18 protein-coding genes are annotated in these 20,095 nt (G+C 68.6%); 15 read left to right on the top strand and 3 right to left on the bottom strand.

Annotated features, from left to right (window positions below):
- Window positions 1-83: 83 nt before the first annotated feature.
- The 3 genes from J3476_RS16495 to smc are packed head-to-tail and all read left to right on the top strand — an operon-like array spanning window position 84 to window position 4,382.
- Complete coding sequence (locus tag J3476_RS16495; RefSeq protein ID WP_207067481.1) at window positions 84-500, top strand: OsmC family protein; 417 nt, start codon at window positions 84-86, stop codon at window positions 498-500.
- A complete protein-coding gene (locus tag J3476_RS16500; RefSeq protein ID WP_207067482.1) occupies window positions 484-768 on the top strand; it encodes an acylphosphatase in 285 nt (94 codons plus the stop codon). The genes J3476_RS16495 and J3476_RS16500 overlap by 17 nt, the downstream gene beginning before the upstream one ends.
- Before the next feature lie 26 nt (window positions 769-794).
- Window positions 795-4,382 carry a chromosome segregation protein SMC gene (smc, locus tag J3476_RS16505; protein WP_207067483.1) on the top strand — a complete coding sequence of 1,196 codons (3,588 nt, stop codon included), beginning with the start codon at window positions 795-797 and terminating at the stop codon, window positions 4,380-4,382.
- A 2-nt stretch (window positions 4,383-4,384) separates the two neighbouring features.
- On the opposite strand, the gene fni is transcribed toward smc, so the two are convergent.
- Window positions 4,385-5,413 (bottom strand): type 2 isopentenyl-diphosphate Delta-isomerase, encoded by a 1,029-nt coding sequence (gene fni, locus J3476_RS16510; RefSeq protein ID WP_207067484.1) that lies wholly within the window; start codon window positions 5,411-5,413, stop codon window positions 4,385-4,387.
- Window positions 5,414-5,441: 28 nt separating this feature from the next.
- On the opposite strand from fni, the gene ftsY reads away from it, so the two are divergent.
- The 6 genes from ftsY (at window position 5,442) to J3476_RS16540 (ending at window position 14,246) form a co-directional block, all read left to right on the top strand.
- Entirely contained in the window at window positions 5,442-6,926 is a 1,485-nt protein-coding gene (gene ftsY, locus J3476_RS16515) for a signal recognition particle-docking protein FtsY (RefSeq protein ID WP_286183229.1), read from the top strand.
- A 342-nt stretch (window positions 6,927-7,268) separates the two neighbouring features.
- Window positions 7,269-8,621 carry an ammonium transporter gene (locus tag J3476_RS16520; RefSeq protein ID WP_207067486.1) on the top strand — a complete coding sequence of 451 codons (1,353 nt, stop codon included), beginning with the start codon at window positions 7,269-7,271 and terminating at the stop codon, window positions 8,619-8,621.
- Between the two features lie 33 nt (window positions 8,622-8,654).
- Window positions 8,655-8,993: a P-II family nitrogen regulator gene (locus J3476_RS16525; protein WP_011779408.1), complete on the top strand. Its 339-nt coding sequence runs from the start codon at window positions 8,655-8,657 to the stop codon at window positions 8,991-8,993.
- An 82-nt stretch (window positions 8,994-9,075) separates the two neighbouring features.
- Window positions 9,076-11,553, top strand: coding sequence for a [protein-PII] uridylyltransferase (locus tag J3476_RS16530; protein WP_207067487.1), 2,478 nt, complete (start codon window positions 9,076-9,078; stop codon window positions 11,551-11,553).
- Between the two features lie 45 nt (window positions 11,554-11,598).
- Window positions 11,599-13,167 (top strand): signal recognition particle protein, encoded by a 1,569-nt coding sequence (gene ffh / locus J3476_RS16535; RefSeq protein ID WP_207067488.1) that lies wholly within the window; start codon window positions 11,599-11,601, stop codon window positions 13,165-13,167.
- Window positions 13,167-14,246, top strand: a complete 1,080-nt coding sequence (locus J3476_RS16540) for an amidohydrolase family protein (RefSeq protein WP_207067489.1) — start codon at window positions 13,167-13,169, stop codon at window positions 14,244-14,246. Before ffh ends, J3476_RS16540 begins: the two co-directional genes overlap by 1 nt.
- Before the next feature lie 72 nt (window positions 14,247-14,318).
- Here J3476_RS16540 and J3476_RS16545 read toward each other — a convergent pair whose 3' ends face one another.
- The gene (locus J3476_RS16545) at window positions 14,319-15,149 is read right to left on the bottom strand and encodes a D-alanyl-D-alanine carboxypeptidase family protein (RefSeq protein WP_207067490.1); all 831 of its coding nucleotides are present in this window, start codon (window positions 15,147-15,149) and stop codon (window positions 14,319-14,321) included.
- A 74-nt stretch (window positions 15,150-15,223) separates the two neighbouring features.
- Window positions 15,224-16,120: a D-alanyl-D-alanine carboxypeptidase family protein gene (locus J3476_RS16550; protein WP_207067491.1), complete on the bottom strand. Its 897-nt coding sequence runs from the start codon at window positions 16,118-16,120 to the stop codon at window positions 15,224-15,226.
- 45 nt (window positions 16,121-16,165) lie between these two features.
- Between J3476_RS16550 and J3476_RS16555 the strand changes: the two genes are divergently transcribed.
- The 6 genes from J3476_RS16555 to trmD all read left to right on the top strand — a co-directional run bounded on the left by J3476_RS16555 (window position 16,166) and on the right by trmD (window position 20,094).
- Window positions 16,166-16,585, top strand: a complete 420-nt coding sequence (locus J3476_RS16555) for a nuclear transport factor 2 family protein (protein ID WP_207067492.1) — start codon at window positions 16,166-16,168, stop codon at window positions 16,583-16,585.
- Window positions 16,586-16,636: 51 nt separating this feature from the next.
- Window positions 16,637-17,950, top strand: coding sequence for a magnesium transporter (gene mgtE, locus J3476_RS16560; RefSeq protein WP_283633569.1), 1,314 nt, complete (start codon window positions 16,637-16,639; stop codon window positions 17,948-17,950).
- 175 nt (window positions 17,951-18,125) lie between these two features.
- On the top strand, window positions 18,126-18,620 hold the full coding sequence (gene rpsP, locus J3476_RS16565; RefSeq protein ID WP_207067494.1) for a 30S ribosomal protein S16: 495 nt from the start codon (window positions 18,126-18,128) through the stop codon (window positions 18,618-18,620).
- 7 nt (window positions 18,621-18,627) lie between these two features.
- On the top strand, window positions 18,628-18,870 hold the full coding sequence (locus tag J3476_RS16570; protein WP_003881089.1) for an RNA-binding protein: 243 nt from the start codon (window positions 18,628-18,630) through the stop codon (window positions 18,868-18,870).
- Between the two features lie 6 nt (window positions 18,871-18,876).
- On the top strand, window positions 18,877-19,395 hold the full coding sequence (gene rimM / locus J3476_RS16575) for a ribosome maturation factor RimM (protein ID WP_207067495.1): 519 nt from the start codon (window positions 18,877-18,879) through the stop codon (window positions 19,393-19,395).
- Between the two features lie 12 nt (window positions 19,396-19,407).
- Window positions 19,408-20,094, top strand: a complete 687-nt coding sequence (gene trmD / locus J3476_RS16580; RefSeq protein ID WP_207067496.1) for a tRNA (guanosine(37)-N1)-methyltransferase TrmD — start codon at window positions 19,408-19,410, stop codon at window positions 20,092-20,094.
- The last annotated feature ends 1 nt before the right edge of the window (window position 20,095 follow it).

Here is a 20,095-nt window from a genome sequence, read left to right on the forward strand (position 1 = left end):
CCCGCCGGACCGCTGTCGGGTCGTCGTCTGCGCCCGAAGCGCGACCGGGAATCTCCGTTCGGAGAACGTTGTAGAAAGAGAGCATGACCGAACTATGGGTTGAGCGCACCGGGGTGCGGCGTTACACGGGCCGCAGCTCCAGGGGCGCGGAGGTGTTCATCGGGTCCGAGGATGTCGAGGGTGTATTCACCCCGGGCGAGTTGCTCAAGATCGCGCTCGCCGGGTGCAGCGGGCTGTCCAGCGACCAACCTCTGCGCCGCCGACTCGGGGACGACTACCCGGCCACCATCCGGGTATCCGGCCAGGCGGACCGCGAGCAGGAGCGCTACCCGCTGCTCGAGGAGTCGTTGGAGCTCGACTTGTCGGGGCTCTCGGCCGACGACCTGACCCGGCTGCTCACTGTCGTCGAACGAGCCGTCGACCAGGTGTGCACGGTGGGGCGCACGTTAAAGACTGGTACCAAAGTGAATTTTGAGGTGAAAGATGTTGGGGGAAAGTGACGTCCGGCTCACCGCCTGGGTGCACGGATACGTGCAGGGCGTGGGTTTCCGCTGGTGGACGCGCTCCAAAGCCCTGGAGCTGGGCCTGACGGGGTTCGCGGCGAACAAACCCGACGGTCGCGTCCAGGTGGTTGCGCAGGGCTCGAAAAATGCCTGTGAGCAGCTGCTCGGCGCGCTGGAGGGTGGAGACACGCCGGGAAAGGTGGACAAGGTGATCGCCAACTGGTCGGAACCGGCCGACGCGTTCACCGGCTTCACCGAGCGCTGAGCTCCGCGACGGTAGGGTGGCACGTCATGCATCTGAAGAGTCTGACGCTGAAGGGCTTCAAGTCCTTCGCCTCGCCGACGACTCTGCGCTTCGAACCCGGCATCACCTGCGTCGTCGGTCCGAACGGGTCGGGCAAGTCCAACGTCGTCGACGCGCTGACCTGGGTGATGGGTGAACAGGGCGCCAAGACCTTGCGCGGCGGCAAGATGGAGGACGTCATCTTCGCCGGGACGTCTTCGCGAGCCCCGCTCGGGCGGGCCGAGGTCACGCTGACGATCGACAACTCCGACAACGCGCTGCCGATCGACTACTCCGAGGTCTCGATCACCCGCCGGATGTTCCGTGACGGTGCCGGTGAATACGAGATCAACGGCAGCAGTTGCCGTTTGATGGATGTGCAGGAGTTGCTGTCCGACTCGGGCATCGGGCGCGAGATGCACGTCATCGTCGGGCAGGGCAAGCTCTCGGAGATTCTCGAGTCGCGCCCCGAGGACCGGCGCGCCTTCATCGAGGAGGCCGCCGGAGTGCTCAAACACCGCAAACGCAAGGAAAAAGCGGTGCGCAAGCTCGACTCGATGCAGGCCAACCTGGCCCGCCTCACCGATCTGACCACCGAGCTGCGACGCCAGCTCAAACCGCTGGGTCGGCAGGCCGAGATGGCGCGGCGCGCCCAGACCATCCAGGCCGACCTGCGCGACGCCAGGCTGCGGTTGGCCGCCGACGACCTGGTCACCCGCAGGGCGGAGTTCGACAACACCAATCAGACCGAGACGACGCTGCGCCGTGAGCATGACGAGCTGAGCACACGGCTGGAGACCGCCACCGCCGAGCTGGATGCGCACGAGAGCGCCGTCGGCGACCTCAGCGAGCGCGCCGACGCCGCCCAGCAGCGCTGGTTTCGGCTCTCGGCGCTGGCCGAGCGGGTCGGCGCGACCGTCCGGATCGCCAGTGAACGCGCCCAGCACCTGGATGCCGAACCCGAGACCTCCGGCGGTCCTGACCCCGACGAGTTGGAGGCCCAGGCCGACGAAGTCGCCGAACGCGAACGCCGGCTACTCGAGGAACTGGCCGAATCCCGCGAACGTCTCGACGCGGCCCGTGCCGAGCTCGCCGAACGCGAGCAGGTCGCGGCTGAAGCGGAACGGGCGCACCTGGCCGCGGCCCGCGCCGAAGCCGACCGTCGCGAGGGTCTGGCCCGACTGTCGGGGCAGGTCGACACGATGCGCACCCGCGTCGAGTCCATCGACGAGACGGTCGCCCGGCTGAGCACCGGGATCGACGATGCCGCCGCGCGCGCCCAGCAGACCCAGGCCGAGTTCGAGACCGTGCAGAGCCGTGTCGGCGAACTCGACGCCGGGGAGGTCGGCCTCGACGAACACCACGACCGCACGGTGACGGCATTGCGGTTGGCCGACGAACGGGTGGCCGAACTACAGGCCGCCGAACGCGCCGCGGAGCGTCAGGTCGCCTCGTTGCAGGCCCGCATCGATGCGTTGTCCGTAGGCCTCGAACGCAAGGACGGCGCCGCCTGGCTACAGGAAAACCACAGGGGCGCAGGACTTCTCGGGTCGATCGCAGGTCTGGTCAAGGTGCGGGCCGGACATGAAGCCGCCGTGGCCGCTGTGTTGGGCGCCGCCGCGGACGCGCTGGCCGCGCAGGACTCGCGGGCGGCCGGCGACGCGCTGGCCGCCCTCAAGGAAGCCGACGGCGGACGGGCGGCCATCGTGCTGGGCGACTGGCCCGTTCCGGCCGCCCCCACGCCCGGCTCGCTGCCCGGCGGTGCGGTCTGGGCCGCCGATGTGGTCGACGTCGATCCCAGCGTGCGCAGTGCGGTGACGTCGATGATCTCCGGGGTGGCGGTCGTCGCTGATCTCTCGGCCGCCCTCGATCTCGTTGCCGCCCAGCCTGAATTGCGCGCGGTGACCGCCGATGGTGATCTGGTCGGCGGAGGTTGGGTCAACGGCGGCTCCGACCGGCGGCCCAGCACGCTGGAGATCGCCTCCGAGGTCGACAAGGCGCGCGCGGAGTTGGCCGACGCCGAACGCCAGACCGATGAGTTGTCGGCCGCTCTGGCCGGGGCGCTGGCCGAACAGACCGCGCGCCAGGACGCCGCGGAACAGGCGCTGGCCGCCCTCAACGAATCGGACGCGGCGATCTCCGCGATCTACGAACAGTTGGGTCGACTGGGCCAGGACGCCCGAGCCGCCGACGACGAGTGGCAGCGGCTGATCAAGCAGCGCGACGAACTCGAGGCCGGACGCACCCAGACCGTCGACGAACTCACTGCGCTCGAGGCGCGTCTGCACAATGCGCAGCAGGAGCCGATGTTCGAGGTCGCTCCCGTCGACCGCGAGGAGTCCACCGCGGCCGCCGACGCTGCGCGCTCGGCCGAAGTGGAGGCCCGGCTGACTGTGCGCACCGCTGAGGAGCGCGCCAACGCTGTTCGCGGAAGGGCGGATTCACTGCGTCGCGCCGCGGCCGCCGAGCGAGAGGCCCGGGTACGGGCCGCGCGGGCGCGGGAAGCGCGGGTGCATGCCGCGGCGATGGCGGCCGCCGTCGCCGAATCCGGTCGAGCGGTTGCCGAGCGGTTGAGCCAAGCGGTGGCGGTGGCGTCACGGATTCGCGACGAGGTCGCCGCCGAGCGGCAGACCCGGGCGGCGGCACTGGGCCGGGCGCGCGACGAAGTCGGTGAGCTGTCCACCCGGATCGCCGCGCTGACCGATTCGCTGCACCGTGACGAGGTGGCCAAAGCTCAAGCGGCGCTGCGAATCGAGCAGCTCGAGGAGCAGGTGCTCGAACAGTTCGGCATGGCCGCCGCCGATCTTGTGGCCGAGTACGGGCCGACGGTGCCGTTGCCGCCGTCGGAGTTGGAGATGGCCGAGTACGAGCAGGCCAAAGAGCGCGGCGAGCCTGTCACCGCGCCGGCCCCGATGCCTTATGACCGGCCTACCCAGGAGCGGCGCGCCAAGCGCGCCGAGCGTGAGTTGAACCAGCTGGGCCGGGTCAACCCGCTGGCGTTGGAGGAGTTCGCCGCGCTGGAGGAGCGCTACAACTTCCTGTCCACCCAGCTCGAGGACGTCAAGGCCGCCCGCAAAGACCTGCTCGACGTGATCTCCGATGTCGACGGCCGGATCCTGCAGGTGTTCACCGAGGCCTACGCCGATGTCGAGCGCGAGTTCGCCCAGGTCTTCTCGACGCTGTTCCCCGGTGGGGAGGGCCGGCTGCTGCTCACCGACCCGAGCGACATGCTCACCACCGGAATCGAGGTCGAAGCGCGGCCACCGGGCAAGAAGATCAAGCGGCTGTCGCTGCTGTCGGGCGGTGAGAAGTCCCTGACCGCCGTCGCGATGCTGGTCGCGATCTTCCGGGCCCGCCCTTCCCCGTTCTACGTCATGGACGAGGTCGAGGCGGCGCTCGACGACGTCAACCTGCGCCGGCTGATCAGCCTGTTCGAGCAGCTCCGGGAGCGCTCGCAGCTGATCGTGATCACCCATCAGAAGCCCACGATGGAGGTGGCCGACGCGCTGTACGGCGTGTCGATGCGCGGTGACGGCATCACGACGGTCATCTCGCAGCGCATGCGCGGCCAGGAACTGGTCAGCAGCCGGACCTGAGTTCAGCCCGCAGCGCAGACGCCCCTGCGCCGCAGCGCGGTCAGGTCGGCCGCGCCGCATCCGTGCAGGCAGATCAGCAACTCGTGAAGGAAGCACTGCAACCAGTCGACGACCGCCTCGACGGACTCGATGGCCGGCGCCAGCAGCGGTCGCGCCACGGCGACCATCTGGGCGCCCATCGCCAGCGCCTTGGCCGCATCCATCCCCGTCCGGATACCGCCCGAGGCGATCAGCGGCATGTCAGGGAGCAGCTGGTGCACCTCGGCCAGCGCCTGCGCGGTGGGGATGCCCCACTCGGCCAGCGCCGGATAGCGCACCTCGCCGTAGCGGACGAACTGTTCGATGCGGGCCCATGACGTGCCCCCGGCGCCGGCGACGTCGACCGCGGCGAGCGGGCAGTCGACGAGTTCGGCCGCCGCTGCTGCACCGATCCCGTGGCCGACCTCCTTGAGCACGACGGGATAGCCGATTGCCTCGACCACCTCGCGCAACCGCCCGATCGAGCCGGAGAAGTCGGTGTCGCCCTCGTGCTGCATGGCTTCCTGCAGCGGATTGGTGTGCACCGCCACCGCGTCGGCGCCGACCTCGGCCAGCGCGTCTCGGAGGCCGGGCACCAGGTCCGGGCCGAGCTGGGCCAGCCCGATGTTGCCGATGACGGGGATGTCGGGCGCCACGCCCCGCACGTCGAAGCTCACCGCGGTGGCCGGGTCGTCGATCATCACGCGCTGGGATCCCAGCATCATCCCGATACCCAGCTGCTGAGCTGCGGCGGCCAGGTTGCGGTTGATGATGCCGGACAGCTCGGCCCCGCCGGTCATCGCGCCGATCAGGACCGGAGCGCGCAGCCGGGCGCCGAGGAACTCCGTGCTCAGATCCACACTGTGCAGGTCGGTCTGGGTCAGCGCGTTGTAGGGCAGCCGGTAGCGCTCCAGGCCGGTGCGAACGGACTGGTAATCGACCTCTTCGGTCAGGCAGACGTCGATGTGTCTGCGCTTGCGGTGTGCCGCGGTGAACGTGGGGTCGGGCGTCATCGTTCAGGCCCCCTGCGACAATGGCGTGGTGTCTGAGGGTCTCTGGATCGCGATAGCGGTCATCGCCGTTCTGCTTGTTGCTGCACTCGTGGTCGGATTGCTGCGGTACCGCAAGCGGCGGATCAGCCTCTCCCGTCCAGACACTGCTACTCCTGTAGATCGCTCGGGCGGCTACACCGCCTCGTCGGGCATCACGTTCAGTCAGTCCACCCCGACCGTGACCCCGCCGGAGGTGAAGCCGCCCAGCCGGCCGGAGCCGACGCCGGCGAGCCGGCCAGAACCAACGCCGGCGAGCCGGCCAGAACCAACGCCGGCGAGCCGGCCAGAACCAACCGCCCCGCCGCAGCCCGAGCGCATCGACACCACCGGGCTACCCGCCGTCGGCGATGATGCCACCATCCCGAGGGACGCGCCGAAGCGTCCGATCGCCGATGTCACCCTTCCTGAGCCACCGACCGCGCCGCCGCTCGAGAGGCCCGCGCCGCCGGCCGAGACACCCGCGCCGGTCGCACCGGCTGGACCGCCTGTGCCGGAGGCCCCCGCCCCTGCGGAAACCCCGACCGGCGCCGAGGCGCCGGACATCGAGGCCATCGCGCCGCCGGAGGGCCGGCTGGATCGACTGCGTGGGCGGCTGGCCAAATCTCAGAACACCCTCGGTCGCAGCATGCTCGGCCTGCTCGGTGGCGGCGATCTCGACGAGGACTCCTGGGAGGAGATCGAGGACACCCTGCTGATCGCCGACCTGGGCCCGGTCGTGACCGAATCGGTGGTGGCGGCGTTGCGCGCCAAGATGGCCAGCAGCCAGGTGCGCACCGAGGCCGACGCCCGCGCCGTGCTGCGCGACGTGCTGATCACCGAACTGCAACCCGACCTCGATCGCTCCATCCGAGCGCTGCCGCATGACGACAAGCCCTCGGTTCTGCTGGTCGTCGGCGTCAACGGGACCGGCAAGACCACCACCGTCGGCAAGCTGGCCCGCGTGCTGGTCGCCGACGGCAGGCGGGTTGTCCTCGGAGCCGCTGACACGTTCCGCGCCGCCGCCGCCGACCAGCTGCAGGCCTGGGCGTCGCGGGTCGGCGCGCAGGTGGTCCGCGGCGCCGAGGGGGCCGACCCGGCCTCGGTGGCGTTCGACGCCGTCGACACCGGCATCAACTCCGGTGCCGACGTCGTCGTGGTCGACACCGCCGGGCGGCTGCACACCAAGAGCGGGTTGATGGACGAGCTCGGCAAGGTGAAGAGGGTGGTGGGCCGCCGGGCGGCGGTCGACGAAGTGCTGCTGGTGCTCGACGCCACGATCGGCCAGAACAGTCTGCCGCAGGCCCGGGTGTTCGCTGAAGTCGTCGACATCACCGGTGTCGTGCTGACCAAGCTGGACGGTACGGCCAAAGGCGGCATCGTCTTCCGCGTCCAGCAGGAGTTGGGTGTGCCGGTCAAGCTCGTCGGACTCGGAGAAGGGCCCGACGACCTCGCGCCGTTCGAACCCTCGGCCTTCGTCGACGCGCTGCTCGGCTGACTGTCCTTCGTGGCGCTACGCCGCAACACCGGTTCGTGGCGCTACGCCGCAACACCGGTTCGTGGCGCTACGCCGCAACACCGGTTCGTGGCGCTACGCCGCAACACCGGTTCGTGGCGCTACGCCGCAACACCGGGGACGAAAATTGTTCCACGGCGCGACCGTTTTTGCTGAACGTGCCTGGTGAAACCTGAGCGTAACCGGATGTGTGAACCCGTTCACGTAGCTGAAACACGAACGAATCACAGGTGAAACGCGCGCACAAGAGTCTCTTCGGGAGGCCGATCATGTCGGCTCACGTCCCAAGGAGGTTCAAACAAAGTGGTTTTTGGCTTGCATGACGTGGCCCTAGCCATACCAGATGATCAGTTCCTGCCGTTCGGTGAAGGCGGCCTGAGCGCGGGCGATACGGCGTGGATCATCACCGCCGCTGCGCTGGTGTTGTTCATGACCCCCGGCCTCGCCTTCTTCTACGGCGGGCTGTCGCGGCAGAAGTCCGTCCTGAACATGATGATGATGTCGTTCGGCTCCCTGGGTGTCGTCAGCGTCATCTACGTGTTGTGGGGCTATTCGATGTCCTTCTCCTCCGCGCACGTCGGCGGTGGAAACTATTTGGGCCTGTTCGACAACCCCTTTGCGTTGTTCGGGGTGAACCAGCTCACCGAAACCCGCGAGATCGACGGGGTCGACACCTTCGTGCTCGGTGGATTCGGCACCGTGCCCGCCATCGTGTGGGTGGCCTTCCAGCTGACCTTCGCCGTCATCACCGTCGCCCTGATCAGCGGCGCGGTGGCTGAGCGGATGAAGTTCGGCACCTGGCTGCTGTTCGGCGGCATCTGGGTCACCCTCGTCTACTTCCCACTGTCGCACATGGTTTGGGGCGGCGGCCTGCTCTCGGGTGCCGAGGGTGGCATCGCGGCGATGATGTTCGGCACCGATGAGGAAGGTGGCGCCAACGTGGCGCCCATCGACTTCGCCGGTGGCACCGTGGTCCACATCAACGCCGGTATGGCCGCACTGGTACTGGCGCTGCTTCTCGGAAAGCGCAGTGGCTTCGGCAAGTCCGCCTTCCGTCCGCACAACGTCCCGTTCGTGCTGTTGGGCGCGGCCATCCTGTGGTTCGGCTGGTTCGGCTTCAACGTCGGCTCCGAAGGCGCCGCGGACGTGCTCGCCGGTCTGGTGTGGGTCAACACCACCGCGGCGACCGCGGCCGCCATGCTGGCCTGGTTGCTGGTGGAGAAGATCCGGGACGGCCACGCCACCAGCGTCGGCGCCGCGTCGGGTATCGTCGCCGGTCTGGTCGCGATCACCCCGGCGTGCGGTAACTTGACCCCGATCTGGTCGATCGTGGTCGGCGCGATCGCGGGTGTGCTCTCGGCGCTGGCGATCGGTCTGAAGTACAAGTTCGGTTATGACGACTCCCTCGACGTGGTCGGTGTGCACCTGGTCGCGGGTCTGTGGGGAACCATCTCGCTCGGCTTCTTCGCGACCGACGCCGGCCTGTTCGTCGGCGGCGGCTTCGAGCAGCTCGTCGTGCAGTTCGTCATCGCGCTGGTGGCCGTGATCTTCACCGCGGTCATGACCCTCATCATCGCCTTCATCGTCAAGCCACTGGGCTGGCGGGTGTCCAAGGAAGACGAGGACACTGGTATCGATGAAACCGAACATGCCGAAACGGCTTACGAGCTCGCCTGATCGGCGACAATTTCATCGGAAGGGATCAACTACATGAAGCTGATTACTGCGATCGTCAAGCCGTTCACTCTCGAGGACGTCAAGACTGGTCTCGAGCAGACGGGTATCCTCGGAATGACCGTGAGCGAGGTTCAGGGTTACGGTCGCCAGAAGGGCCACACCGAGGTGTACCGCGGTGCCGAGTACTCCGTCGATTTCGTGCCGAAGGTGCGGGTCGAGGTCGTCGTGGACGATGCCGCCGTCGACAAGGTCGTGGACGTCATCGTCCAGGCCGCCCGTACCGGGAAGATCGGCGATGGCAAGGTGTGGGTAAGCCCGGTCGAGACCGTGGTCCGAGTCCGCACCGGTGAGCGGGGGGCCGACGCCCTGTAATCGCCCATCCATCTGAAGACGTCGTCTCCCGGCTCTGCGCCGTGTGAGCGCTGGATCGTTAAGTGCCGGGAGGACAACAGTCATGACAGAGCGGAAAGCAGACCCCGCCGCCGGAGCGCCCCGATGGGTGCGCCCGGCGGCGGGTTCGTCTCGGCCGGCGACCGATCTGGCAGCGGCCGCCGAGCAACTGCTGGTCGGAGGCTCTCGCCAACTCGAGTCGGCCGCCCTTCGCGACGCCCTGCTCGATCTGTACGACTTCTGGTTGACCACAAAGGCCACCGAGATCGGCATCACCGCGAGCAGCGGGTTCGCCATCGTCGCCACCGGTGGGCTCGGCCGGGGCGAGTTGTTGCCGTATTCGGATCTCGACCTGATGCTGGTGCACGACGACATGCCGACCGACGTCGTCGCCGAGGTCGCCGAGTTGTTGTGGTATCCGCTGTGGGACGCCAACATCCGCATCGACCACAGCGTGCGGACGGTCGAGCAGGCGCTGACTGTGGCCGGGGAGGACATGTCGGCCGGGTTGGCGATGCTCGAGGCGCGCCACATCGCCGGTGACCCCGACTTGTCGGCGATGTTGATCGGGGGTGCGCGCAGGCAGTGGCGCACCGGGATCGCTTCGCGGTTCGACGAACTGGTCGAGCACACCAAAGCGCGTTGGGAACGCAGCGGTCAGATCGCCCACCGGGCGGAACCCGACCTCAAGTGCGGCAGGGGAGGACTGCGCGACGTTCAGCTGCTCAACGCGCTGGCCATCGCCCAGCTCGCCGATGTCTATCCCTCCCGCTCACTGGTCTCACCGACCGAAACCCTTGGTGACGCGCATCTCTCGCTCCTCAACGTGCGCACCGAACTGCATCGGGTGGCGGGCAAAGGCCGCGAACTGCTGCTGGCCCAGTATGCCGACGAGATCGGCGCCGCACTGCGCATCGGCGATCGATTCGACTTGGCGCGCATGCTCTCCGACGCCGCACGCACCGTCAGCTACTACGTCGATGCCGGAATCCGGACGGCCGCCAACGCCTTGCCTCGCCGCGGGCTGGCCGCGCTGCGTAGGCCGGTGCGCCGTCCGCTCGACGAGGGGGTGATCGAGTTCAACGGCGAGGTGATCCTCGCCCGTGACGCGCGTCCCGAGCGTGATCCCGGACTGATTCTGCGCGTCGCCGCCGCGTCGGCGACGACCGGTCTGCCGATGGCTTCCTCCACGCTGAGTCGCCTCGTCGAGAATGCGCCGGAGCTGCGCACTCCATGGCCCCGGCAAGCGCTCAAGGACTTACTCGTGATGCTTGCGGCCGGCCCGACCGCGGTGGCGACCATCGAGGCGCTCGACCGGACCGGGCTGTGGGGCAGATTGTTCCCCGAGTGGGGTGCGGTGCGGGATCTGCCGCCCCGCGACGTGGTGCACATCTGGACGGTCGACCGTCACCTCGTCGAAACCGTCTCTCGGGCAAGTGCTTTCACTACCCGGGTGGCCCGCCCGGATCTCCTGGTCCTCGGCGCGTTGGTGCACGACATCGGCAAGGGGCGTGGCGGCGACCACAGCGTCATCGGCGCGGAGTTGGCCACCCAGATCGGAAATCGGCTGGGGTTGTGGCCCTCGGACATCGACATCCTCGCCAAAGTGGTGCGCCACCACCTGCTCCTGGCCCAAACCGCGACCCGTCGAGACCTGCAGGACCCCAACACGATCGCCACCGTGGTGGACGCCCTCGGCGGCGATCTGGTGGTGCTCGAGCTGCTCCACGCTCTGGCCGAAGCCGACTCACTGGCCACCGGTCCCGGGGTGTGGGGCGACTGGAAGGCCTCACTGATCGGCGACCTGGTGCGTCGGTGTCGGCTGGCGATGGCCGGTGAACCGCTGCCGCAACCCGATCCCGTGGACCCGCGGTTCATGTCGCTGGCCGCGCAGCACAAAGTCCATGTCGAACTCACCCCGGCCGACACCGCACACATCTTCAACGTCACGATGATCGCCCCTGATCGTCGAGGACTGCTGTCGAAGGCGGCGGGGGTGCTGGCGCTGAACTCGTTGCGGGTGCACTCGGCGTCGGTCAACGGTCACCAGGGCGCGGCGATCAACACCTTCGTCGTCTCACCGCGCTTCGGTGCCCCGCCGGCGGCGGAGCTGCTGCGTCAACAACTGATCCTGGCCCTCGACGGCGACCTGGACGTGGTCCGAGCGCTCGAGCAGAAGGACGCCGAGAGCGCCGGACCGGGCCGGGCGGGCGAAGTACGTGCCGCGGTACCGATCAACGCGCCGGCGGCGCCACCGCGTGTGCTCTGGCACCACAGCGACGGCACCGACCAGGTGGTCGCCGAGATCCGGGCCACCGACCGGGCCGGTCTGCTGGCTCTGCTGACCGCGGTTTTCGAGCGCGCCGACGTCGACATCTCGTGGGCGAAGGTGACCACGTTGGGATCCTCGGTGGTCGACGCCTTCGGCATCGTCCTGGCCGCCGGGGCCGACGAGACGGCAGTGCGCCAGAACCTGGAGGCCGAGTTGTTCGCGGTGCTGCCGACTCCGCCGCCCGCCAAGCCGGCCGAACAGGCCAGCTGACGCCGCGTTCGAGCGGGCAGACCCACTACAAGTAGTCTTGGGTGCGTGTTTGAATCGCTGTCCGACCGGTTGACCGGAGCTCTCTCGGGACTGCGTGGCAAAGGTCGGCTCACCGACGCCGACATCGACGCCACCGCCCGCGAGATCCGATTGGCCCTGCTGGAAGCCGACGTGTCGCTGCCGGTGGTGCGGCAGTTCGTCACGCGCATCAAGGACCGGGCCAAGGGCGCGGAGGTGTCGGCGGCGCTCAACCCGGCCCAGCAGGTCGTCAAGATCGTCAACGAGGAGCTCATCGGCATCCTCGGCGGAGAGACCCGCCAACTGGCGTTCGCGCGCAACCCACCCACCGTGATCATGCTGGCCGGCCTGCAGGGCTCGGGTAAGACCACGCTGGCGGGCAAGCTGGCCCGCTGGCTGAAGGGCCAGGGGCACACACCGCTGCTGGTGGCGTGCGACCTGCAGCGCCCCGGGGCGGTCAACCAGCTGCAGATCACCGGTGAGCGCGCGGGCGTGCACGTCTTCGCCCCGCATCCCGGCGTCGCGCCCGGCGATGCCGAACTCGAACAGATGACCGCCGGCGACCCGGTGGCCGTCGCGGCGGCGGGCCTGAACGAGGCCAAGTCCAAGCACTACGACGTGGTGATCGTCGACACCGCGGGTCGACTGGGCATCGACGAGGAACTGATGCGTCAGGCCGCCGCCATCCGCGATGCGGTCAATCCCGACGAGGTGCTGTTCGTCCTCGACGCGATGATCGGTCAGGACGCGGTGACGACGGCCGACGCGTTCCGGGAAGGCGTCGGGTTCACCGGCGTCGTGCTCACCAAGCTCGACGGTGACGCGCGAGGCGGCGCCGCACTGTCGGTCCGCGAGGTGACCGGCGCACCCATCCTGTTCGCCTCGGCGGGGGAGAAGCTCGAGGACTTCGACGTCTTCCACCCGGACCGCATGGCCAGCCGAATTCTCGGCATGGGCGATGTGCTGACGCTGATCGAGCAGGCCGAGCAACACTTCGATCAGGCCCAGGCCGAGGCGACCGCGGCCAAGATCGGCAGCGGTGAGCTGACGCTGGAGGACTTCCTCGAGCAGATGCTGGCGATCCGCAAGATGGGTCCGATCGGCAATCTGCTGGGCATGCTGCCCGGCGCAGGCCAGATGAAGGACGCGCTGGCCGCCGTCGACGACAGCCAACTCGACCGGGTCCAGGCGATCATCCGGGGCATGACGCCGCAGGAGCGCGCCGACCCCAAGATCATCAACGCGTCGCGTCGCCTGCGCATCGCCAACGGCTCCGGGGTGTCGGTCTCCGAGGTCAACCAGCTCGTCGACCGCTTCTTCGAAGCGCGCAAGATGATGTCGTCGATGGCGGGCCAGATGGGAATGCCGTTCGGCCGCAAGAACACCCGCAAGGCGGCCAAGGGTAAGGGCAAGAAGGGCAAGAAGGGTGGCAAGGGTCCCACCCCGCCCAAGACGCGCAATCCGCTCGGGGCCGGCATGGGCGGTATGCCTGCCGGTTTCCCCGATCTGGCCAACATGCCCAAGGGTCTCGACGAGTTGCCTCCGGGTCTCGCCGACATCGATCTGTCGAAGTTGAAGTTCCCGAAGGGGAATTGATGCGGCTGCACGTTCGCGGCAGAAGCCTGCCCGACGGTGAGCCGGTGCAGTGGTGGACAATCGACGGCGTATTGAGCGCCGAACCGGTCGCCGGCGCGGAAACCGTGTTCGGGGCCGACGGGGATGGCGGCTGGATCCTGCCGGGTCTGGTCGACGCGCACTGCCACGTCGGACTCGGACCCAGCGGTCCGATCGAGATGGACGAGGCAGTCGAACAGGCCGAAACCGAGCGTGGGGTCGGGGCGCTGCTGCTGCGCGACGCCGGCTCACCCACCGACACACGCAGTTTCGACGACCGTGCCGATCTGCCCCGGATCATTCGGGCCGGCCGCCACCTGGCGCGGCCCAAGCGTTACCAACGCGGCTTTGCGATTGAACTCGAAGACGAGTGGCAACTGCCTGATGCGGTCGCCCAACAGGCGCGGTGGGGTGACGGCTGGGTGAAGCTGGTCGGTGACTGGATCGACCGCGACCTCGGCGAGCTGGCTCCGCTCTGGTCGGATGAGGTGCTCAAAGCGGCGATCGATGCCGCGCACGCCAACGGCGCGCGGGTCACCGCGCACGTGTTCAGCGAAGACGCGCTCCCGGGGTTGATCCGGGCGGGCATCGACTGCATCGAGCACGGCACCGGCCTGACGGAGGACACCATCGACCTGATGGTGGAGCACGGCACGGCCCTGGTGCCGACGCTGATCAACATCGACAATTTCCCCGACATCGCCGCCGGCGCGGGGAAATACCCCAAGTACCAGCAGCACATGCTGGCGCTGCACCGATCGTGTGCCCAACGCATCGGCGCCGCCCGGGAAGCCGGGGTTCCCATCTACGCCGGCTCCGATGCGGGCAGCGCCGTCGCGCATGGCCGCATCGCCGACGAGGTCGAGGCGCTCAAAGGCATCGGCATGACTCCGACCGACGCGCTCGGCGCGGCCTGCTGGGATGCCCGCCGGTGGCTCGGCCGTCCCACGCTCGAACACGGTGCATCAGCGGATCTGGTGTGTTTCGACGACGATCCCCGCGGCGGGCCCGAGGTGCTGGGCAATCCTGCGCTGGTGATGTTGCGCGGCAAGGTTTTCTGACGCCGCGAGCGTGCACCTACCGTAGCGTCGCGTGTGCACCGGCTACCGGGAACGCACGTTCGCGGCACCCGATCAGTGGCTGAAGCCCCAATCGAGGAGTTCGATGGCCTGACCGTAGAGGTCCCCGCTGCCGTACATCTGCACCACGACAAGACGGCGGTTGCCGCGCTGCGCGGCGCCGACATAGGTCTTGCGGGCCAAGTTGGTGTACCCCGTCTTACCGCCGAGATCACCGGGGTATCGGGTCAGCAGTTCGTTCTGGTTGTGAATCGTCTTGCCGGGGAACTGCGCTGACGGAGAGCGCATGATGTGGGCGATCAACGGATACTGCAGCGCCGCGCGCATGATCACCGCGAGGTCGTGCGGTGTGGTCACCGACTCCCACCCGGGACCGTCGAGGCCCGACGGTGACGAGGCCTTCGTGGCCCGCGCGCCGACCAGAGCCGCCTTGCGGTTCATCGCCGCCACAGCGACCTGCTGACCCCCCAGCATGTCGGCGAGCATGTTGGCGGCGTCGTTGCCCGACACCATGAGGATGGCTTCGAGCAGTTGGCGAGTGGTGTAGGCCTGCCCCGGTTCCAGGCCTACGCAGGAGCACTCGACGGTGGTGTGTGACGCGTTGGCCCTGGCGAAGCTGTCCGGACTCAACCGGTCCAGCACCGTCATCGCCAGCAGCACCTTGATGGTGCTGGCCGGGGCGTAGCGCCCGTAGGGATCACGGCTGGCCAGCACACGTCCGGTGTCGAGGTCGGCCACCAACCAGGCCTGGGCCGGACCCCCGGCCGGGACAGACTGGGCGGCAGCGGGTTCGGGCTGGGCGTGGGCCCAGGGTGCCGACGACAGCTGCGCGCCCGGCAGGACCGCGCAGAGGGCGAGCGCCAGCCCCGCGAATCGTCGTCGCACGTGTCGCGACGCTAGTGACGTCAGGACTCGCTAAGCGCGCGATCCGGTCACCATCGGGTATCGGGAGTTTGAGCTCACAGACGGCCGACGCCGGAACCGGCCGGCACGGCGAAGCCCCAGTCGAACAGGGCGGCCGCCTGGTCCCAGTACGTGGGCTCGCCTTCCTTGTTGAGTCCGTGCATCATCGCCACGACCAGATTTCGCCCGCCCCGGTGGGCGCCGCCGACGAACGTCTTGCGGGCCAGGTCGGTATAGCCGGTCTTGCCCCCGAAGGTGCCCGGGTAGCGGACCAGCAGTTCGTCCTGGTTGACCAGCACGCGGTCGCCGTCGCGGGTCGGGAAGACCGCGCTGGGTTGGGCGGTGATCTGCGCGAACACCGGGTTGGCCATGGCGGCGCGGAAGATGACGGCCAGGTCTCGCGGCGTCGACCAGATGTCGATCCCGGGGCCGTCGATGCCCGACGGCGAACCGGCGTTGGTGCCGTACGCGCCGAGCAGAGCGGCCTTGCCGTTCATCTTCATCAGCGCCGCCTCCCGGCCGCCGAGCATCGTGGCCAGCGTGTTGGCCGCATCGTTGCCCGAGACGAGCAGCATGGCTTCCAGCAGCTGCCGGGCGGTGTACGTCATGCCGGGGGTGACGCCGGCACAATTGCACTCCACGCGGGTGTCGGCCTCGTTGGCCACGACCGTCGCGTCGAGCGGCAGCTCGTCGAGGACCGTCAGCGCGGTGAGCACCTTAATGGTGCTGGCCGGGGCATAGGCCGCATGTTCGTTGCGTCCGGCCAGGATCTCGCCGGTGTCCATGTCGGCGAGTACCCAGGCCTCGGCGGGGCCACCCGGGACCGGCACCGATCCGGCGGGCTGGCTGACCCCGGCAGCGGGTATGGCAGTCGCCGTCGGTGCGGTGGGGCCCAGGGTCACGCCGGCGAGCAGACACAGCGTCGTCCCCAGACACGCGAGAAGCCTTGTCATGTCCGGTGAGCCTAAACCCGGGCGTGGATCGTGTTCAATCGATGCATGCTGAGCCTCGAGGAGATTTCCGACCGGATGGAGATCCAGCAGCTGCTGGTCGACTATTCGACCGCGATCGACCGCCGTCGGTTCGACGACCTCGACGCGGTGTTCACCCCCGATGCGTACATCGACTACCGCGCGATGGGGGGCATCGACGGCCGCTATCCCGAGGTCAAGGCGTGGCTGGCCGAGGTGTTGCCGAACTTCCCGGTGTATTCGCACATGCTGGGCAACCTGTCTGTGGTGTTCGACGGGGACACCGCGAGCTCCCGGGTGATCTGCTTCAACCCGATGGTGATCGACGCCGAGGCGAAGCAGATCCTGTTCTGCGGGCTGTGGTACGACGACGAGTTCATCCGGACCCCGCAGGGCTGGCGGATCACCTCTCGGGTCGAGACGAAGTGCTTCGACAAACTACTCTGACCTGATGTGACCGACGTCGATGACCTCGTCCCCGACTCCACCGTCAGGAACATCGAACAGGCAATAGCGCGAAGCGCTTTCGCGGAACTCACCGCGTTCATCAGCCCGTTACCCACCGGCCAGATCGTGGCCATCCTGGAGCGACTCGACAGCAACGAGCGCGCGGTCGCCTACCGGATGCTGCCCAAGGGACGCGCGCTGGAGGTGTTCGAGGTTCTCGACCCCAGCCTGCAAAGCGACCTGGTCCTCGCCCTGCAGGACGAGCAGACCGCCGAGCTGTTCGCCGATCTGGATCCTGACGACCGGGTCGAGCTGCTCGACGAACTGCCGGCGAACCTGGCCCGCCGACTGCTTCAGGGCCTGCCGGCCGACGAGCGGGACATGACCGCCGAGATCCTCGGCTACCCGCAGGGTTCGATCGGGCGGCGGATGAGCCCGGAGTTCGTGCGGGTGCGCCCCGAGTGGACCACCGCCACCGCGTTGACCAAGCTCAGCGACCACCTCGACGACGCCGAGACGGTCTACACGCTGCCGGTGACCGCCGACGATCGGACCCTGATCGGGGTCGTCAGCCTGCGCGAACTGCTCAAAGCGGCTCCGGGGACGACGGTGGGGCAGGTGATGCAACCCGCCCAGTGGGTTCACGCGACCGACGACGCCGAGACCGCCGCCCGGCGCTGCGCCGACCTGAAGATGCTGGCGCTGCCGATCGTCGACCACGAGACGCGGATCGTCGGAATCCTGACCGTCGACGACGCCCTGTCGATCCTGGAGGACGCCGACTCCGAGGACCAGGCCCGCATCAGCGGCGTCGAGCCGCTGCGCCGCCCTTACCTGACGGCCCCGGTGCTGGGGCTGATGCGATCGCGGGTGGTCTGGCTGTTGGTGCTGGCGGTCGGCGCGACGCTGACCGTCCAGGTCCTCGAGGTGTTCGAGGAGACGCTCGCCGAGGTCGTGACGTTGGCGTTGTTCATCCCGCTGCTGATCGGCACCGGTGGCAACACGGGAAACCAGGCGGCCACGACCGTGACCAGGGCGCTGGCACTCGGCGACGTCAGACCGCAGGACCTGGGCAAGGTGCTGTTCCGCGAGTTCCGGGTGGGCCTGTCACTGGGTGTGGTGCTCGGGGGGCTGGCGTTCACGATCGTCTCGCTGATCTACGGCGTCGACATCGGGACCGTGATCGGGCTGACCTTCCTGGCGTTGTGCACGATGGCAGCCACGGTGGGCGGGGTGATGCCGTTGATCGCCCGGGCGATCCGCGCCGATCCGGCGGTGTTCGCCAACCCGTTCATCTCGACGTTCGTCGACGCCAGCGGTCTGCTGGTCTACTTCTTCATCGCCAAGGCGGTTCTCGGGATCTGACCGTCGCGATTTTCTGCCGAGCGCCGTGGTCTGGCACAATGGGCGGCTGTCCGGGCGCGGTGTCCTTCGTGGACGTGCCGTGCTCTGGTCACACACGTCAAGCAAAACCGGGTCCCGGCATCCCGCCGGCGATCGCTGAATTGCAGCGTGGCAACCACAGGAGAAGTAGTTCGACATGGCTGTCAAGATCAAGCTCACCCGTCTCGGGAAGATCCGCAACCCCCAGTACCGCATCGCCGTCGCCGACGCGCGCACCCGTCGTGAGGGACGCGCCATCGAGGTCATCGGCCGTTACCACCCCAAGGAAGATCCGAGCCTGATCGAGATCGACTCCGAGCGTGCCCAGTACTGGCTCGGCGTCGGTGCCCAGCCCACCGAGCCGGTTCTGCAGCTGCTCAAGATCACCGGTGACTGGCAGAAGTTCAAGGGCCTGCCCGGCGCCGAGGGCACGCTGAAGGTCAAGGAGCCCAAGACCAGCAAGCTGGATCTGTTCAACGCTGCGCTGGCCGAGGCCGAGAGTGGTGCGACGACCGAGGCCACGACGCCGAAGAAGAAGAAGGCGCCGGCCAAGGGCGCAGAGGCAGCCGCCGAGTCCGCAGCCGCCGAGCCCGCCGCTGCTGAGCCGGCCGAGGCCACCGAGCAGGCCGACTCCGCCACCGCCGAAAACTGAGCCCCCGATGAGCTCTGTTGTCGTCGACGCTGTCGAACACCTGGTCCGCGGGATCGTCGACAATCCCGACGATGTCCGCGTCGACATGGTGACCAGCCGCCGCGGCCGCACGGTCGAGGTCCACGTGCACCCCGATGACCTGGGTAAGGTCATCGGGCGCGGTGGACGCACCGCGACCGCACTGCGCACGCTGGTCGCCGGTATCGGCGGGCGCGGTATCCGCGTCGACGTGGTGGACACCGACCAGTAGCCGCACATGGACCTCGTGGTCGGGCGGGTCGTCAAGGCGCATGGCGTCACCGGCGAACTCGCTGTCGAGATCCGCACCGATGATCCGGACGGCCGGTTCGCCCCGGGGGTCACGCTGCGCGGCCGCGCCCCCCGCGGGGGAGCCGAGACCGAGTACGTGGTCGCGTCCGTCCGTGAGCACGGCGGCCGCCTGCTGGTGCGGCTGGACGGTGTCGGCGACCGTGACAGCGCTGACCGGTTGCGCGGCACGGTGTTCCTGGTCGATTCGGCGGACCTGCCTCCCATCGAGGAACCCGACGAGTTCTACGACCACCAGCTCGAGGGCATGACGGTGTCGACCTCCGGGGGACGTGTCGTCGGAACCGTCACCGAGGTCCTGCACACCGGGGCGGGGGAGTTGCTGGCCGTTCGCGCGGGTGACGGAGCCGAGGTGCTGGTGCCCTTCGTCTCGGCCATCGTGGTGTCGGTGTCGCTGGCGGACAACGCGATCGAGATCGACCCGCCCGACGGTCTGCTGGATCTCTAGGGAGTCGCTGCGGTGCGCATCGACGTGGTGACGATCTTTCCCGAGTACCTCGAGCCGTTGCGGCAGTCGTTGCCGGGCAAGGCGATCGAGGCGGGCATCGTCGAGTTGGGCGTGCACGATCTGCGCACCTGGACCCATGACGTGCACCGCTCGGTGGACGACTCGCCGTACGGCGGCGGGCCCGGGATGGTGATGCGGGCTCCGGTGTGGGGTGAGGCGCTCGACGAGGTCTGTTCACCCGAAACGCTTCTCGTCGTTCCCACGCCCGCAGGCCGGCTGTTCACCCAGTCCATGGCCCACCAGTGGGCCGGGGAAGCCCATCTGGTGTTCGCCTGCGGCCGCTACGAGGGCATCGACCAGCGGGTCGTGGACGACGCCGCGCGCCGGATGCGCGTCGCCGAGGTGTCGCTGGGGGACTACGTCCTGCCCGGCGGCGAGTCGGCGGCACTGGTCATGATCGAGGCGGTGGTGCGCCTGCTTCCCGATGTGCTCGGCAATCCGGTTTCGCATCAGGACGATTCGCACTCCGCGTTGGTCGGCGGCCTGCTGGAGGGCCCCAGTTACACCAGGCCGGCGAGCTGGCGCGGGCTGGAGGTTCCGCCGGTCCTGCTCTCCGGCGACCACGCCCGCGTCGCCGAATGGCGACGCGAACAGCGACTGCAACGCACCCGGGAGCGGCGTCCGGACCTGCTCGACTGAA

It is taken from the genome of Mycobacterium sp. PO1 (assembly GCF_017312405.1).
GTDB lineage: Bacteria > Actinomycetota > Actinomycetes > Mycobacteriales > Mycobacteriaceae > Mycobacterium.

Excerpts from the sequence above, each read along its gene's own strand:
- J3476_RS16495 (WP_207067481.1), top strand. The coding sequence starts at position 84 with ATGACCGAACTATGGGTTGAGCGCACCGGGGTGCGGCGTTACACGGGC.
- J3476_RS16500 (WP_207067482.1), top strand. The coding sequence starts at position 484 with ATGTTGGGGGAAAGTGACGTCCGGCTCACCGCCTGGGTGCACGGATAC.
- smc (WP_207067483.1), top strand. The coding sequence starts at position 795 with ATGCATCTGAAGAGTCTGACGCTGAAGGGCTTCAAGTCCTTCGCCTCG.
- fni (WP_207067484.1), bottom strand. The coding sequence starts at position 5,413 with ATGACGCCCGACCCCACGTTCACCGCGGCACACCGCAAGCGCAGACAC.
- J3476_RS16525 (WP_011779408.1), top strand. The coding sequence starts at position 8,655 with ATGAAGCTGATTACTGCGATCGTCAAGCCGTTCACTCTCGAGGACGTC.
- J3476_RS16530 (WP_207067487.1), top strand. The coding sequence starts at position 9,076 with ATGACAGAGCGGAAAGCAGACCCCGCCGCCGGAGCGCCCCGATGGGTG.
- J3476_RS16540 (WP_207067489.1), top strand. The coding sequence starts at position 13,167 with ATGCGGCTGCACGTTCGCGGCAGAAGCCTGCCCGACGGTGAGCCGGTG.
- J3476_RS16550 (WP_207067491.1), bottom strand. The coding sequence starts at position 16,120 with ATGACAAGGCTTCTCGCGTGTCTGGGGACGACGCTGTGTCTGCTCGCC.
- J3476_RS16555 (WP_207067492.1), top strand. The coding sequence starts at position 16,166 with ATGCTGAGCCTCGAGGAGATTTCCGACCGGATGGAGATCCAGCAGCTG.
- rpsP (WP_207067494.1), top strand. The coding sequence starts at position 18,126 with ATGGCTGTCAAGATCAAGCTCACCCGTCTCGGGAAGATCCGCAACCCC.
- J3476_RS16570 (WP_003881089.1), top strand. The coding sequence starts at position 18,628 with ATGAGCTCTGTTGTCGTCGACGCTGTCGAACACCTGGTCCGCGGGATC.
- rimM (WP_207067495.1), top strand. The coding sequence starts at position 18,877 with ATGGACCTCGTGGTCGGGCGGGTCGTCAAGGCGCATGGCGTCACCGGC.